14 protein-coding genes are annotated in these 15,763 nt (G+C 47.6%); 3 read left to right on the forward strand and 11 right to left on the reverse strand.

The features are described from left to right. Window positions 1-45 precede the first annotated feature (45 nt). From H3H32_RS35125 to H3H32_RS35145, 5 genes are all read right to left on the reverse strand, one after another. A complete protein-coding gene (locus tag H3H32_RS35125) occupies window positions 46-975 on the reverse strand; it encodes a DUF6607 family protein (RefSeq protein WP_182460343.1) in 930 nt (309 codons plus the stop codon). Window positions 976-1,134: 159 nt separating this feature from the next. Further along, window positions 1,135-1,665, reverse strand: a complete 531-nt coding sequence (locus tag H3H32_RS35130) for a ferritin (protein WP_182460344.1) — start codon at window positions 1,663-1,665, stop codon at window positions 1,135-1,137. 112 nt (window positions 1,666-1,777) lie between these two features. Further along, window positions 1,778-2,134, reverse strand: a complete 357-nt coding sequence (locus H3H32_RS35135) for a hypothetical protein (RefSeq protein WP_182460345.1) — start codon at window positions 2,132-2,134, stop codon at window positions 1,778-1,780. Window positions 2,135-2,211: 77 nt separating this feature from the next. Beyond that, complete coding sequence (locus H3H32_RS35140) at window positions 2,212-3,585, reverse strand: peptidoglycan DD-metalloendopeptidase family protein (RefSeq protein ID WP_182460346.1); 1,374 nt, start codon at window positions 3,583-3,585, stop codon at window positions 2,212-2,214. 222 nt (window positions 3,586-3,807) lie between these two features. After that, window positions 3,808-5,292: an APC family permease gene (locus tag H3H32_RS35145; protein ID WP_182460347.1), complete on the reverse strand. Its 1,485-nt coding sequence runs from the start codon at window positions 5,290-5,292 to the stop codon at window positions 3,808-3,810. Window positions 5,293-5,778: 486 nt separating this feature from the next. On the opposite strand from H3H32_RS35145, the gene H3H32_RS35150 reads away from it, so the two are divergent. Continuing rightward, the gene (locus tag H3H32_RS35150; RefSeq protein WP_182460348.1) at window positions 5,779-6,390 is read left to right on the forward strand and encodes a cupin domain-containing protein; all 612 of its coding nucleotides are present in this window, start codon (window positions 5,779-5,781) and stop codon (window positions 6,388-6,390) included. A 159-nt stretch (window positions 6,391-6,549) separates the two neighbouring features. Here H3H32_RS35150 and H3H32_RS35155 read toward each other — a convergent pair whose 3' ends face one another. Continuing rightward, entirely contained in the window at window positions 6,550-6,702 is a 153-nt protein-coding gene (locus tag H3H32_RS35155; protein ID WP_182460349.1) for a hypothetical protein, read from the reverse strand. A gap of 113 nt (window positions 6,703-6,815) precedes the next feature. Between H3H32_RS35155 and H3H32_RS35160 the strand changes: the two genes are divergently transcribed. Then, a complete protein-coding gene (locus tag H3H32_RS35160) occupies window positions 6,816-7,292 on the forward strand; it encodes a DUF6252 domain-containing protein (RefSeq protein WP_182460350.1) in 477 nt (158 codons plus the stop codon). Between the two features lie 475 nt (window positions 7,293-7,767). On the opposite strand, the gene H3H32_RS35165 is transcribed toward H3H32_RS35160, so the two are convergent. The 5 genes from H3H32_RS35165 to H3H32_RS35185 all read right to left on the reverse strand — a co-directional run bounded on the left by H3H32_RS35165 (window position 7,768) and on the right by H3H32_RS35185 (window position 14,979). Further along, window positions 7,768-7,953 (reverse strand): hypothetical protein, encoded by a 186-nt coding sequence (locus H3H32_RS35165; RefSeq protein ID WP_182460351.1) that lies wholly within the window; start codon window positions 7,951-7,953, stop codon window positions 7,768-7,770. A 317-nt stretch (window positions 7,954-8,270) separates the two neighbouring features. Beyond that, a complete protein-coding gene (locus tag H3H32_RS35170; protein ID WP_182460352.1) occupies window positions 8,271-8,480 on the reverse strand; it encodes a hypothetical protein in 210 nt (69 codons plus the stop codon). 78 nt (window positions 8,481-8,558) lie between these two features. After that, window positions 8,559-10,217 (reverse strand): FAD-binding dehydrogenase, encoded by a 1,659-nt coding sequence (locus tag H3H32_RS35175; RefSeq protein ID WP_182460353.1) that lies wholly within the window; start codon window positions 10,215-10,217, stop codon window positions 8,559-8,561. 127 nt (window positions 10,218-10,344) lie between these two features. Next, window positions 10,345-12,486 (reverse strand): alpha-galactosidase, encoded by a 2,142-nt coding sequence (locus H3H32_RS35180; RefSeq protein WP_240543586.1) that lies wholly within the window; start codon window positions 12,484-12,486, stop codon window positions 10,345-10,347. Between the two features lie 99 nt (window positions 12,487-12,585). After that, window positions 12,586-14,979: a glycoside hydrolase family 20 protein gene (locus tag H3H32_RS35185; RefSeq protein WP_182460355.1), complete on the reverse strand. Its 2,394-nt coding sequence runs from the start codon at window positions 14,977-14,979 to the stop codon at window positions 12,586-12,588. 100 nt (window positions 14,980-15,079) lie between these two features. Between H3H32_RS35185 and H3H32_RS35190 the strand changes: the two genes are divergently transcribed. Further along, entirely contained in the window at window positions 15,080-15,700 is a 621-nt protein-coding gene (locus H3H32_RS35190; protein WP_240543587.1) for a DUF6134 family protein, read from the forward strand. The last annotated feature ends 63 nt before the right edge of the window (window positions 15,701-15,763 follow it).

The following is a 15,763-nucleotide window of genomic DNA, read 5'->3' on the forward strand; positions in this document are numbered from 1 at the left end:
TTTGTCATGCTGACGAAAACACCTGCTTGTAAACAGGTCTTTAACCTATTTCAAGAATTTTTCGATTGTCTGACGGATAAGTTGGCGACTTATAGCTGAATTATAGGGCGTTTGCTGGGCAACTACAGCCAATTCATCCAACTCTCGGCTTAGCACACTGCCTTTCACTTGTCCTTTAAAAGCCACAGTATCTCGGTTAGTTAGCATTTCAGTCCAAACAGTGCGAACGTCGGCCCAATATGCTCGATTTTTAGCCCACCACCCTTTGGCTGCCTGACATTTTTTATCGTCGGTGCGCTTGTAGACATTTAATCCTTTTTCGGAGGCTAGTATTTGGTCACCTACCTCAGTGCGGATGATTTTGTCGTTATCCTGTTCATGGATATAACCGTCTGGCAGGATTTCGTGGTGGTTTCTACGACGCAGGACGTTGTAATCTGTACGTTTCGTGTATTCTCTACGCGGCAAAGGAGCATCAGCGGTACTTTCCCAATAGTGTCGACCATCCACATGAACCCATGTTGCCGATCCTTCATAACGTGGACTATCATCAACTTCAAAAACTTTCTGAGTCCATTGGCCCTTCACCTGCCCAGCCGATAGTGTTGAACGTTTCCAGGTGGTATTCTGATCAAATTTGAGCAAGCTGGTATTCTGATAGAACCAGTCTTCGCGCCAGTGCTTCACAATCATGGAATCGTTGATAACCAGCAGGTGCTGAATAACGATTTTGTTCGGTCGAGAGGTTGGGCCAGACTCTTCATCGACAAATACCCATTCGGTCCCTTTGGCGCTGTATCGATCCTTAAACGTGTAGGTTTTATCGGGAGCAAACGTCTCAGCGTATAAGAAGGTAACATCATGGCAACCACATTGGCCTTTAATAGCAGCTATGTCCTCAGCTTTGGGCGTTAATTGGGCGAATAGGCCTCTACCAATTAGCAATAAGAGAAGCACCAATGAAGGTAAACGCATGGTAGAGAAGGCATTGGGTGAACTAATGTTGATCCTGTAAAAATAGATTGATTTGACAGAACGAACCCATCGGCAGTTACAAAGTTATTGTGGAGCTTAAATCTCTAAAATGCAAAAAGCCCCCAAATTTGGAGGCTTTTTTACGTGTTCATAGGTTGGTTATTCAAAGACGTTATCTTCGTACGTAACGCTAGAGAGCTTTTTATCTAAGTAATACACTTGGTCAGCTGGGATCTGATCAATCAGGTCGAGGCAACGACGAGCAATGTATTCTTCTTCCATTTGCTCTTTCACATACCACTTCAGAAGTTCTTCGGTAGCGTAGTCATTTTCCCGACGGCAGATCGTGATGATTCGGTTGATTGAATCCGTTACAGCGATTTCCTGTTCCAGCGTAGCTTCGAAAACTGCTTTTAATGAATCAAATTCCTGTCCAACTGCTGGAATTTCGGGCGAATAAGCCGTAGCACCCTGATCGCAGAGGTAGTGGAATAGTTTCATGCCGTGTTTACGTTCTTCCTCCGATTGTTTGTAGAAAAAGCCCGCGCAATAGTCAAGACCACTGCGATCACACCAGCCTGCCATCGCCAAATATTTCGAAGAGGCAGTCAATTCCATTTGTATTTGCTGGTTCAGTGCCAGCTCGACGCTTTCTTTTATCGAGGTGCGTAGTCTTGCTAAATCTTTCATGATGCGTAACCGTTGCCGGTGAGAAATCGATATGACAAAACAACACAAAAAAACCGACCCATGTTGCAGTGTCGGTTGATTATCAGGAAATTTAGAAAAAGTCTATTTATGTCTATTCGGCTACCGAGCAGCCACATTCGCGTAGCATAGCGTTTAATTCCAGCATGACTTTAGCGCCGTGGAGTAGTTCGCGAAGATGAACAACTTCACAAAGTGTTAGTACATAACACCGCTCGGAACGGGGAGGAGTCAGGATCTCAACATCGTGAGCAGCCGCTGTACTTAACGCCATTTGACGGATATCGATGGTTTCGACCATGCGCCGAAACTGGACAAAATCACGGGCAGATAATTGTGTATGTGTATCCCAAAATTCCAGAATCAGTCGATTGCTTGCATCGCACTGATAAACAACACCTCGCTCGGTTCGAAATACTTCCTGGTACGTTGCTGGTACGTTACTCGTCATGGTTACGGAAATGAATACACAAAGATATAACGTAACGGTTAATTTAGATAGTGTCTAAACAATATTTTCATCACGATTTAACGAGCACCCGTATTTATCGGCTTGCTGGAGGCTATTGGTAAAGATAACCAGCCTGTTTTGCCATCCAGACTGCGTACTAACTGAAAGGAATTCGTTGTAGCGAGCACATCAATTGCGGAGCCAACAGGCAACGATTTGATGGCTCCTGCCTGTGCATTGGCGGCATCTAATAAATTTTGAGAGGTAGCTAAGGTTAAGCGATACAATGGGCGTTTTTGGGCTTCTGTCGTCGCGCTGGGGATATAACCAGTCAAACCATTTGGTAACTCTACCCGCAGCCAGGCTTCGGTACCACCAACGATAGTCAGCGCTGATGATTTGGGCAATTCCCGTAAAACAGGCGCATCGCTATGCGGGGCTAACCGAACTGCTGATTTAAGGGCTGATACGCGAATCGTATCGCCCAGCCTCGACAGAGGGAGTAACGTTTGTTTGGCGGGGCCGCGGCCAAGTCGAATGTACGGAAGTGGGTCTGTGGCGCCATCGGTGAACCCATAGATGCCAAAATGTAAATGAGGGCCGGTGGTGCGCGCATTGCCCGTGTTGCCAACAAAACCAACGGTATCGCCAACTGACACATGCTGCCCGTTGCTAACATTCCAGCGGTCCAAATGGGCATAATAAAGGCGAATATTCCGGTCGTTATCGGTCAGAAAAGCGACGTTTCCGCCAAGTGTGTTGGTGCCTACACCTGTAATGATGCCATCGACCGACGCCAGGGCAGGAGTACCTTTAGGCGCAAAGATATCGACACCTTCATGCCGCCGACGCCCACCATCGCGAACAGCACCGAAGTAACTGCTGATTTGACGACTATCGCGGCCTTTCACGGGGAATGCCAGAGCGGGCTCTCGGGTAACGTTGATGGTATAGCTGCCACTTCGTAGCAACTCAGGCTGAATGCGGATGAGATAGGATTGCGTTTTCCGTGGCTCCCAGGTCAATACGTTTGTATCAGCTTTTGAAGCTGCTGTTAAACTAAGCCGATTGCGGTCGTCAAGAGAAAATACGTCAATAAACACCTGGGTTTGTTTTACTCCCTGCGTTTCAACTTTTATCAGAAAGCGGTCACCTCGCTGGGCATCCAGACGATAGCCTACGGCAAAGGCCTTATTCGCGGAGAAGTAGCCACTTTCGCGATATGGGATCGTAATTTTCAAGGAATCGCGGAGCGCTTGTTCGCCAGCCGTGAGCCAGTCAAGACCCAGGGCGGTGCGGTCGAGTTTGGCCTCCTTGAGCGACTGACCATATTGCTCATGGGGTGAGGATGGTTTGAAAAGATTTGCCGTGGGGCCAACACCCGTACAGGCACTAAACCAGCCAATGAGCAACCCTACAGAAAGAAAACGGAGCGAATAGTTGATTACCATACTTATACTATAGTAGTAAACGATTTTGCTTCATTGATATTTTAAGCGGGAGTGCGAGAACAAGAATGAGGTAATACAACTGTCCATTCGTCTGCTATTGAGTTTTTGTCAGACAAACGATTTGACTGATCAATAAGTTATGAGCTATCTAAACACAGATGCCCTAACCATCGGTTAAGGCATCTGTGTTTAGAGGGTAATGAACCAATAGGTATCGTTTTATTAAGCTGTTTGCTGCCCTCGTTTCGTCAGGAGATAAACGGGTATTCCCAAACCAGCAATGAGTAAGCCCATTCCCGTATTGAATGTTTTGGTGTAGAGCAGAATACCGCAGATGGTCAGCGCAGCAATGATATACAGAGCGGGGACTAAAGGATAACCAAATGCCCGGTAGGGACGCTCAGTATTGGGCTCGGTGCGTCGGAGACGGAACAGTCCGGCAATGGTAACCATATAAAAAACTAATGAAGCGAAGGTGCAATAGTCGAGCAAATCACCGTATTTCCCGGAAAGACATAAGACCGAAGCCCAAATACATTGCAACCACAATGCCCGACCAGGAACTGCATTTTTGTTCAGATGAGATGCCTGCTTAATGAAAAGACCATCTTTAGCCATGGCGTAATACAGGCGTGCACCAGCCAGAATCAGTCCATTGTTACAACCGAAGGTCGAAATCATGATCAGAATAGCCATGACCGTAACCGCTACATTTCCGAAAATCGTTTCGACGGCGGCCGTAGCGACCCGGTCGGCGGTGGCAAACTGAATACCCCGACTGATAATGTCGGTGCCCGATGGTGAGCCTTTCAGCGGCAACAACGATAGATAAGAAACGTTAGCCAGGAAATAAATCGTGGTGACGATCAATGTTCCGAAGAACAGCGCCAATGGGATATTTCGGCGTGGATTTTTGATCTCTCCCGCAATGAACGTAACGTTATTCCAGGCATCGGCCGAGAATAAAGAACCAATCATGGAAGTGCCAAAGGCCAATATAAGTGCAATACCTGTCAGCGGTAGCACTTCTCCCGTTGCGGTTGTTGTGCTGGCAGCCCAGGCATCGGTAAGATTGGTCGACAGCATACCCGTACTGAATCCAAGCGCAATACCAATAATAATCAGCCCAAGTAAGGCAATCAACTTAGCCGAGGTAAACACATTCTGAATGAGCTTGCCACTTTGAACGCCCTGACTGTTGAGCCAGGTCAGTAACACCAGGCTCGAAATAGCGAAGAGGGAGCCCAGCGTGACCTTGATTGGTCCAAGTGCAAGCAGAACGTTATCGGGACCGAGTGCTGGAATAAATACAGCTGTATACTTCGTGAACGCAACGGCAACAGCCGCAATGGTACCCGTCTGGATCACGGTAAAGACTGTCCAGCCGTAAACGAAGCCCGTCAAGTGGCCATAAGCCCGCTGAATGTAAATGTACTGGCCGCCCGCTTTCGGCATCATGCCCGCTAGCTCGCCGTAGCTGAGCGCAGCCGCTACCGTCAACACGCCCGTTAGTACCCAAAGCATAAGCAACCAACCCGATGAACCAAGGTTGCGCGCCATATCGGCACTAACAATAAAAACGCCGGACCCAATCATGGAGCCGGAAACGATTAGGGTTGAATCGATCAGACTCAGTGAACGTTTAAATTCGGTGGGTTCGGTAGCCACATCGTCAGATGGAACAGAAAGCGGTTGGTTTTCGGCCATGAGGAAGTAAGTCGTGCAGTATCTTGATTTGTGTTGGGCGTTCAGAAAAACTTTAAATGAACCTCATTTCGCCCGATATAGTCGTTTCAAAACTATCTACAAGAAGCGTTCAATTGACCACAAAAGCAAACGGACTTCGGTAAAATTCAAAATCGTCTAGTTAAAATGAACCAATTACTAAATCTTACCTAACAAACAGGTGGGTATCTATTATTTTGCAACTTATAATCTATTTTCGACCCAACTTCGGTTGGTAAACTATTGCCAGTAGTTGAACATACCTTTTAGGGACTGTCTAAATTTCATAAAAACGGTCTCGGTTTTACCCTCAACCCCCTGAAGGGGGCTTATTCCCACGATGAACTAAGCTCCCTTCAGGGGGTTGGGGTAGAGTAAATAAATGAAAAACTAATTTTTAGACAGCCTTTTACACAGTAAAAAATCCTCACCGAAACGGCTTGTGCCGATTGACAGCTCTATTTAGCGATGCAGTTTAACGAACAGGAATATATAAGATCGGGCCTGCTTGACCAGTATGCACTAGGCGTACTGAGTCCCGGCGAAGCGAAGGAGGTAGAGCAGTTAGCGCGTAAGTACCCAATTATTAAAGCGGAGCTAGATTGGATTACAAAAACATTAGCCGAATCTGAACGGGCCGAACCGGTTGCGCCGAGACCAGGTCTGAAAACTCAAATTATGAAGGCCCTCGGTGAACTGGAGGAAACACCTGTTTTTGATCTGAGTGCGCTGCCGTTTATCAATGCGTACTCCGACGCTGATCAATGGCAGCGGACAGTTGCCTCTATACAACCGCCTGACGACTATCGAAATTTATTTGGCCATGTGCTCCAAAAAGATGCTCAGGTCGAGCAGTTTTTACTATGGGTCAAGCATTCGATCAGGCCGGAAGAGCATCACGATGAACTGGAAAGCTTTCTAATTCTGGAGGGGCGTTGCGAATGCTTGATTGGTGGCGAGTTGGTACAACTCTCTGCGGGCGATTATATGGCTGTACCGGTTGATCTTGAACACACGGTGCGGGTTATTTCTGACACACCCGTAAAAGCTATCTTGCAGCGATTGAAAATAGCCGTCTAAGAGACTCTCTAAATTTCATAAAAATAGTCTCGGTTTTACCCCCAACCCCCTGAAGGGGGCTTAGTTCATCATGGGAATAAGCCCCCTTCAGGGGGTTGGGGGTAAGGTAATGAATGAAAAACTAATTTTTAGATAGCTGTCTAAGGCAACGAGATACAGTTAAATGAACGCCAATCCGGGAATAACTACCGGGTTGGCGTTTTTCATTTCAGCCACTTTTAGAGCTATTCCCTCCATTTGTAAAGTCAGGTCTGCTCCCTGTAGATTCTCATCAATAGGCCCCTTCGGCTTGTCGTAGTTTTGACATGTCAAAGGAATAAAAGACAAACAGCACATTTCTTTTGCATCTGTCAGAGTGATGGTCGCTCAACGGTTAAGATGCTCATTATCTAATCATTATCCAGTTTAAAACGTCTGTGTTACTTATGAAAATCGCTCAACTTGTTTCGCTATTGGCTATTGTTAGCCTCGTTAGTTTAAGCTCATGCAGCAAAAAGTCGGATGATGGTGTTACGCCAGCTACGCAATCACAGGCCGGTTTCTCGGTCAAAATCGATGGACAGGCGTATGCCCCTGACTTCGCGTATGCACTGGCAACCTCGCCCGGAACCAATAACTATTACGCCATTTATGGTCTGGATAGTAAAACCAGCGATGTGGTTGTGCTGGCTCTGCCAAATACGGCCGCCGAAGGTACTTATCCGCTGAGCAATGTCAACTTCGCGTCGGTAACTTTCGCTAAAGAAGATTTTTCGACGGTCAACGGTGGCACCGGCACTGTTACGATCAAAACAAAAACCGCAACGAACATAACCGGTACGTTTAGCTTCACGGCTTATGATGTGACGGGTACTAAAAAACGAGTACTCACCGATGGTACGTTCAATGTAGCAATTAGATAGAAGAAGGTAGGTCTGTAAGTGAAATGGCCAGTTTCTGTAGAGACTGGCCATTTTTGTGCTTGTCGTAATCAAACTGAAAGATGAAGAGAGCTACCGCTTATTCGGAAACAGAAGTAGAAGCCCACTCTAAGCCATAGTCGATCTGAATGTGATTCCTGCATAGGCAGCGCAGAGTTTGTATTTTTTATGGTGCGCCACTGATATTCTGGCCCGCCATACATATCGACCGTAAAGCGATGGTTTTTATAAGGCTGAAAACCGAGCAATACGCCCACTAACTTCTCCTTTAGTAGTTGGTCTGGGCCTGATGAAAGAGATTAGATTCATAGTCATACGATTGTAGACTTTCATAGCCCAAAAATGGGCTTACATAATAACCGAGGTTGTTTTTGTCTTGCGGATCAATGTAGTAACGATAAGCTAGATAAGCTTTCGGCCCTTTCGTGAATACATCGCCCAGCTCATTGTCAACACGCTACAAGCCGTTGAGTTGGATTGATGATTTAGGCGAAAGGCCCACTTCAACGCCCGTTCCCAACGAAACCGGAATATACCGGCCAATATGGATAATGTTTAGTTGTAACTGAGCGGTAATGGATTGTGCGAAGAGTTGAGCAGGTAAGATTGCTACTACGAAAAAGATATGCTTTAGGAGGGTCATTCTAATACCTGTTGTGTTGGTATTTAAGTTAAACGCATAGCTTGTACCAACTTAAGAGGACATCTTAGGATGCCGTTAGGCATCACATGTTTATAGCACTCAGAGTGGAGAGATGTGGCCAGCATGCCGTAGGTATGCAACGTTGCATACCTACGGCATGCTGCTGATAATCAGATTGTTTTTCTATAAACATGCAATCCCTACGGGATCAGTTTTCCAAACTCAATGTTATGTTCTTAGTATACGAGGTAATAACTGATCAACTCTACGAATTTGTAAATATCAGGCCAATTGTGAGCGGGGATTCTTTCGCAATTTTACTCGGTACGGCTTTGAGTTACATAGTCTTGAAGTTCGTCGGCAAGTGTAGCTGGTAATTTGCCTGCATATTTTTCAGATAGTTTTTGCTTCGGTTTTTCCAGCATCTTCAAATCCTCATGTTTAGCCGTTATGGTATTCCATTCTTCAATAGGAATTACAATGGCGGTGTGTCTACCCTCTGCATCAGAAAGATATTGTACGTTCATAATCATACTAATTAGCTACTACGTATTTGTAAAAATAAACAAAATACTCCCTCGAAGCCAATTGGGCTTCACCTGTTCTCACCCAACCTCCTGAGCCGCTGCCCTACCGGCTGTACGCCCTGAAAAAATACAGCCACCCAGAAATGTTCCTTCCAAAGCCCGGTAGCCATGCATGCCACCACCCCCAAAACCAGCGACTTCGCCAGCCGCATATAAACCGGGAATAGGCTCTCCGTTGCTGCCTAACACGCGACCCGATAAGTCGGTTTGTAAGCCCCCCAAGGTTTTGCGGGTCAAAATATGAAGTCGAACGGCAATGAGCGGTCCAGCAGTTGGATCGAGGATGGCGTTAGGCTTTGCAGTACGAATTAATCGGTCGCCCAGGTACTGACGCGCCCCCCGAATGGCGGTAATCTGGGCATCTTTGCCGAATGGGTTGAGTAGCTGCCGGTCACGGGCAACAAGTTCGCGTTCTAATGAAGGTAAGTCGATCAGGTTATCACCAGTTAGGGCATTCATGCCAGCTACGAGATCAGGTAAATTGTCCTTCACGATAAAATCGACACCCTGATTTTTGAAGGCTTCGACCGGCGCAGGGGCCGATTTACCAACGGCTCGGCCTAATACCTGTCGCCAGCTTTTATTGGTTAAATCCGGGTTTTGTTCTGAACCCGATAAGGCAAATTCTTTTCGAATGATAGACTGATTAAGAACAAACCAGGTGTATTCGTGCCCTGTTTGCATGATGTGTTTTAGCGTCCCTAATGTATCGAAGCCGGGAAACAAAGGAACGGGCAGACGATTCCCGCGGGCATCGAACCACATAGAGGAGGGGCCCGGTAAAATGCGAATCCCGTGTTTATGCCAGATGGGAGCCCAGTTTTGGATGCCTTCGGTATAATGCCACATCCGGTCGCGGTTGATCAGATTGGCTCCGGCTGTTTCAGAGATGGCCAGCATTCGTCCATCTACATGTTCGGGCACACCCGAGAGCATGTGTTTGGGTGGTGTTCCTAATCGTTCCGGCCAGTTCTGGCGGACCAGCTCATGGTTGGCTCCAATACCACCCGAGGTAACAATAACCGCCTGTGTATGAAACGTAAAATTGCCCACAACCACACGGGAGCTTTTCTCTCCACGTTTGACGGAACTAGGTTCCAGAATATCGCCCTGAATCCCGTCAACATGCCCATTTGTGACGATCAGTTCATTGACCCGATGTCGGAATTTTAATGTAATAAGCCCCCGTTTAACGGCTTCCCGAACGCGGTGTTCGAAAGGAGCCAAGACGCCGGGACCTGTACCCCAGGTTACGTGAAAGCGAGGAACCGAATTGCCGTGACCGATGGCACCATAACCACCCCGTTCGGCCCAGCCAACGACGGGAAAGAAGCGTATGCCTTGTTGATGTAGCCAGGAACGTTTTTCGCCAGCCGCGAAACCAACGTAGGCTTCGGCCCATTTTCGGGGCCAGTAATCTTCGGGCCGATCGAAGCCCGCGCTACCCATCCAGTCGTCTAATGCCAGTTCGTACGAATCGCGAATTTTTAGGCGACGCTGCTCTGGGCTATCTACGAGAAATAATCCACCGAATGACCAGAAAGCCTGACCGCCCAGGTTCTGTTCGGGCTCCTGGTCAACGATGATAACTCGCTTGCCAGCGTCGGCCAGTTCGGCAGCCGCTACCAGGCCCGCCAAACCGGCACCAATAATGATGACATCTGTAGTTTCGCGCATAAGCATCACGTTAGCTTACGACGAGAAAGGGAGGGTAAGTTGTAGACTACTTACTTTGATTTGTTTAAAGGGGTTGATATGCCATATCTTCAAGATATGGCATATCAACCCCTTTAAACAAATCAACTTATTTCACTTCCGTTACCTCCAGTACTACACTCGTTCGACGGGTGTCTACTTGTGGATTAAAGCCAATGGTCATCAGGTAGTTTCCTGAGTAAGTAGCTGTAGATGAGTTGATGCCTGATTTAGTACCTGGGTAAACATTCAGCTCCTGAATCTTGTATGTTTTCTCTGGATTCAAGCCTTTGAGTTTGATGGGAGCAACGCTACCCGCTTTATAACGACTGTTCACGAGGTACGTAAACCACACCGCCCGATCCTGACCCTCATTCACGAACATGGCCGATGCGACGTCATTGGTATAGGGGGAAGCTAATCGATACTGATCGCCTTGCCAGATAACGGTTTTGATTCGATCGTACGTTTTCAAAGCCTCCTGACTGAACTGTAATTCAGGTTCACTCAGCTTACTGACCACAATGTCGTACCCAATTTTACCCATCATAGCCACGTCTGTTCGGAATTTGATAGGCTGTTTTCCCCAGTCGGTTACGTGGTTGCAACTGGCGATGGCGGGAAAAAAATACGAGTAGTTCCACTGAATGAATATCCGCTCAAGGGCATCCGTGTTGTCGCTGGGCCAGTATTCCGTGAAGTATTGCAGCGCACCATAATCGACTCGGCCACCGCCACCAGAGCAGAGCATCATAGGCAGGGTAGGATACTTGGCGCGTAGTCGTTCTAGGACCTTATAAAGCCCGTGTACATAATCGACGTAGAGATTCGACTGATTCGGATTTGTGGCGGAATAGGCGTTATAAACGACCGCGTTACAGTCCCATTTGATATAACCCAGCGTTGGATTTTTCGTAAGCAAATCGTTTACCAACCCATAGACAAAATCCTGCACTTTAGGGTTTGACAAATCGAGTACGAGCTGATTTCGGAAATAATATTCCTGACGATTTGGGAGTTTAAGAACCCAATCGGGGTGCTTTTCGTATAGCTCGCTTTTCGGACTGACCATTTCTGGCTCCAGCCAGATGCCGAATTTGACGCCGGCACTTTCGGCATCTTTTACCAGATAGCCGAGCCCATGAGGCAGCTTTTTAACGTTTTCCTGCCAGTCGCCCAAACCAGCGTGATCATCGTTCCGAGGGTATTTATTGCCAAACCAACCGTCGTCGAGCAGGAACAAATCAACGCCAAGTTTTTTGCCGTCTTTGAAAAGGGCACTTAGTTTTTCTTCATTGAAATCGAAATAAGTGGCCTCCCAGTTGTTCAGGAGTGTTAATCGGTTGCCCTGTCCTTGTGGAATGCGATGTTTACGTGCCCAACGATGCAGGCTTCGGCTGGCTCCGCCTTTGCCTTTGTTGGAATAGGTAAACAAAAAAGAGGGTGTTGTAAAGTCAGTTCCGGGCGCTAACGTATAAGCCGACGCGTAAGGATTGATGCCGGGTAGAATCCGCAGATTATGCAGTGGATCAACTTCAAATGCCAGTTGGTAATTGCCCGACCAGGAGAGCGTACCAGCTATAACCTCACCCTGATCTTCGTCGGCGGGTTGATTGAGAGCGACCAGAAAGGAGGGTGGCTGGAACAGATCTGCCCGTGTGCCTAGCTTGGAATCCAGCACTTTGATGCCTTCGGTCAATAGTACTTCCGACGGGTTCATTTCGTTGGCCCAATCGCCGTGAAAATGTGTCAGATAGTAGTTTTGTGCAGGAATATACAAGTTGGCCGACGCGTATTTCTGTAGCGTTACCGACTTCTTTTCAGTATGCCGGATTGATGACCATTGTTCAATGACATCTTCTTTTTGGTAGGCCTTGTAATAGAGCGTTACCTCAAACGGGTATTGCGGGTCTTTCAGATAAACTTTCGTAAGCACGACCCCATCCGCCAATGACTGAGTCTCGTGCCGAACATACTTGAGATCGAGCGAGGGATTGCCATCGGCGTGAGTCACCTGAATAGCGGGCTCCAGTAGGTTGCGGCCCCCGGCTGGCGTGTACACCGAGTTATAAAGACCCGTATAGTCTTCACCCCGCTTGCCGTTGCCGGGTATCGCGGCATATTCGGCGGCCTTGTGAAGCCGAGGACCCAAGTGGACAATGGTTGGTGTTTGGTCTTTATCAATTCGAATAACCAGTGCCGTTTGTTGGGTTTCAATGGCAATATGGGTGTCGCCGGGTGCGGCTTGCATTGATAAGGTTATTTGAAAAAGAAGGAATAGGAACAGATAAGCCCGTTTCATGAGTAAGGAGTTTTGCCGCGCAAAATAGGCAAATTCGGTTACTATAAACTACCTCACTTCAATCTCATCGATTCCTAATTGAGCTGCCTTTCCTGGGTAACGCAACCCCACTGGAACCTTACCCACATTTCTGGCAATGATCCGAATGTAGCGGGCGTGGGTCGTGGTGAAGTCGAATGGAAGCCGGACAATGGCTCGTTTGCCACTTTCGGCGGCATTGGTTCGGGCGGTCAGGGCGGGTTTAAAGACTTTGCCATCTTCCGAAACGGATATTTCGACCTGTTTGGGAAGGCATATATTCTTCGCTGTATATTTCAGGAAGCCAATCCGAACGCTTTCCACCGGCTCCAGTTTGCCAAGATCAATCACAGCATTCAGGTCATTTCTGAACGCAACAACTCCCGAAATCTCGTACCCCCCAATGCCGCCGGTTGTTCCGTCGGTTAAGTTATAATTGGAGTCGGGCCTGCCGCTGGTCGGTGCGTTCAGCAGTGTATACGATTTGCCAGTGGCTTTCGATACCAGATAGTCCTTTTCTAGTTTCGCCAGTTGGCTCAACGGCTTTCCGTTCTGAAATGTAGCGGTTCGGACTGTGGCCGACCGGGTAAGCAGGATTGGTTTCTCGTAGCGGGCTGATTCACCAGATGGAATGCTGCCATCCAGCGTATAACGAATGTCGGGCGATAGAATATTCGGAGCCAGCGTTACTTCTACGTGACCCTCCGACGTTGGTTTAGCCGAGAATTGGGCATCGTAAAACGTACGGGCGTAGTTCACGTTCAGGTGCGATAACCGTTCGAAGTGCGTTGGCAATCGGCGGGCAAAGTCATTATAATCTTTCTGAGCTAGAGGGGTCCAGACGACCTCGGCCATAGCAGCCGCACGGGGCCATATCATGTATTCGGCCTGATCGGGTGTTGCAATGTATTCCGTCCAAACGTTTCCCTGTGCCCCCAGAATGTATTTTGCCTCCGTGGGCAACAGGCCAGCGGGTGTCGGATCATACGAATACACTTTATCGATGGGTAGCGAGCCGCCGAAAGCAACTGGTTCCTGCGAAAAATCGCCTTGATAAAAATTCAAATAACAGAACTGACCCGGCGTCATAATGACATCGTGGTGCAGTTTGGCCGCCTGTATGCCACCGTTAATGCCACGCCAACTCATAACGGTGGCATTGGGCGACAAGCCACCCTGCAAAATCTCATCCCAACCAATAATTCGGCGTCCTTTGGATGTCACGAACTTATCGATTCGGGTGATGATATAACTCTGAAGCTGATTTTCATTTTTAAGCTTCAGTCGCTTCATGAGTTGTTGGCAAAATGCACTTCGGTGCCAGACGGTCTTCGGGCATTCGTCTCCACCAATATGAATGTACTTGCTCGGAAACAGCTCGATCACCTCGGTTAGCACATCCTGCAAAAATGTAAACGTCTTTTCGGTTGGGCAGAAGACATCGTCGAACACGCCCCATTTGGTTGCTACCTGATACGGCCCCGTTGTACAAGCCAGTTCAGGATAAGATGCTAAGGCTGCCAACGCATGACCAGGTAGTTCGATTTCGGGTATGACATTAATGTATTTTGTGGCTGCGTAACGAATAACCTCACGAATTTCATCCTGGGTATAAAAGTCGTTATAGGGTTTGCCGTCAAACACTTGCGGATCGAAATCGTCGTAATGACCCACAAGAGTCTCACGTCGGCGGGAGCCGATCTGGGTTAGTTTCGGATATTTTTTGATTTCGATGCGCCATCCCTGATCATCGGTCAGGTGCCAGTGGAAATTGTTGAATTTGTGAAGCGCCATCAGGTCAAGATATTTCTTGATGAAGGCTACCGAAAAAAAATGGCGGCTCACGTCCAGATTCATACCTCGATAAACATAGCGCGGTTTATCCTGAATCCGGCAGGCGGGAACGAGTAAGGCAGGGAGTGCAGAGCGCGAGGCAGGGCCAACTAGAGATCCCATGCTCCCAGCTCCGTGCTCCTTGCCCAGAACCGACGGAGGCAATAGCTGATAGAGCGTCTGAACCGCGTAAAAGAATCCTTTGGGTTCGGCGGCTTCAATGGTTATCAACTGAGGAGTTACTGTAAGGTGATAACCTTCATCGCCCATCGTTGTATCGCGTAAGGGAAGGAACTGAATCAGGTTTGCGCCTGCATTTGCGCCTGATACGGGTGTTTTGTCCAGCGTTCGGAGGCTAAGACTCATGCCGCTACTGAGCTTGATCTGATTGACAAACGACTCGGCAATGGCTTTTAGATCGGCTTGCGCAAACGGCACCATAACCATTGTGTGCTGACTGACAAGAAATTCTCCGGCGCGGGGTTCAAGCTGCACCGGACGGGGAATAATTGTATAGCGATCGGTGGATTGACCAGAAGCAACTAGGAGCCGCAAACTAAACGCAGCAATAAACAATAAGCGGGTAAGCATAGGAAAATTTTGTGATTGACTACTAACTTGCCAATTCAAGCTATAAACGTGCAAAAGGCCGAACCTTGTTGTGCGCTAGCCAAACAACTCATTTGGGTACGTGAAGAAATCATTATTGATATTATTTTTTTGTGTTTACAGCTTTTGCACACTGGCGCAAACAACCGCAGATACTCCGCCTGCCGAAACGCATCATTATGCAATTGAAATTGCCGGAATTCGCGTTGGGACGATGACTGCCGTGCGTCAGTCACAACCCGATAACCAAACGATCTATACGCTTATCAGCGATGTAAAGGTGAATTTGCTGGTTTATACGGTGAAGATTTATTACAAGGTTATCAACCGATTTGAAGGGAAAAAGTTGATGTTTTCAACGGTAGATGTGCGCACAAACCGGGGCGAGTATACATCGAAAACAGAGTGGAAAGGAGACCATTACGATATCGTGGCCGACCAGTATAAGTATAAGCGACAGACGACCGAAACGCAAAATATTGATTTTTCAAGTTCTCTTTTGTACTTTTACGAACCAGTAGGGCGAAACAAGGTTTATGCCGAGTATTTTGGCGACTATTTCACCTTCAATAAAACCGCAGCCGGAACATACCACGCTACGGTAAGTGACCGGGAAGATGATTATATTTATCAGAATGGTCGCTTAGTAAAAATAGTGAAGCACAACTCATTAAAGAATTTTATAGTGCGGCTGTTAGATTAGTACAGTAGAGTCAGAACAGAAGTGTGAAGCCGCTGAGTATCGAGTGCCATTCCATCAGGATGG

Origin of the sequence: Spirosoma foliorum (assembly GCF_014117325.1) — a bacterium.
GTDB classification, from domain to species: domain Bacteria; phylum Bacteroidota; class Bacteroidia; order Cytophagales; family Spirosomataceae; genus Spirosoma; species Spirosoma foliorum.

Coding starts and splice junctions, on each gene's coding strand:
- H3H32_RS35125 (WP_182460343.1), bottom strand. CDS start 975: ATGCGTTTACCTTCATTGGTGCTTCTCTTATTGCTAATTGGTAGAGGC.
- H3H32_RS35130 (WP_182460344.1), bottom strand. CDS start 1,665: ATGAAAGATTTAGCAAGACTACGCACCTCGATAAAAGAAAGCGTCGAG.
- H3H32_RS35135 (WP_182460345.1), bottom strand. CDS start 2,134: ATGACGAGTAACGTACCAGCAACGTACCAGGAAGTATTTCGAACCGAG.
- H3H32_RS35140 (WP_182460346.1), bottom strand. CDS start 3,585: ATGGTAATCAACTATTCGCTCCGTTTTCTTTCTGTAGGGTTGCTCATT.
- H3H32_RS35145 (WP_182460347.1), bottom strand. CDS start 5,292: ATGGCCGAAAACCAACCGCTTTCTGTTCCATCTGACGATGTGGCTACC.
- H3H32_RS35150 (WP_182460348.1), top strand. CDS start 5,779: ATGCAGTTTAACGAACAGGAATATATAAGATCGGGCCTGCTTGACCAG.
- H3H32_RS35160 (WP_182460350.1), top strand. CDS start 6,816: ATGAAAATCGCTCAACTTGTTTCGCTATTGGCTATTGTTAGCCTCGTT.
- H3H32_RS35165 (WP_182460351.1), bottom strand. CDS start 7,953: ATGACCCTCCTAAAGCATATCTTTTTCGTAGTAGCAATCTTACCTGCT.
- H3H32_RS35170 (WP_182460352.1), bottom strand. CDS start 8,480: ATGAACGTACAATATCTTTCTGATGCAGAGGGTAGACACACCGCCATT.
- H3H32_RS35175 (WP_182460353.1), bottom strand. CDS start 10,217: ATGCGCGAAACTACAGATGTCATCATTATTGGTGCCGGTTTGGCGGGC.
- H3H32_RS35180 (WP_240543586.1), bottom strand. CDS start 12,486: ATGCAAGCCGCACCCGGCGACACCCATATTGCCATTGAAACCCAACAA.
- H3H32_RS35185 (WP_182460355.1), bottom strand. CDS start 14,979: ATGCTTACCCGCTTATTGTTTATTGCTGCGTTTAGTTTGCGGCTCCTA.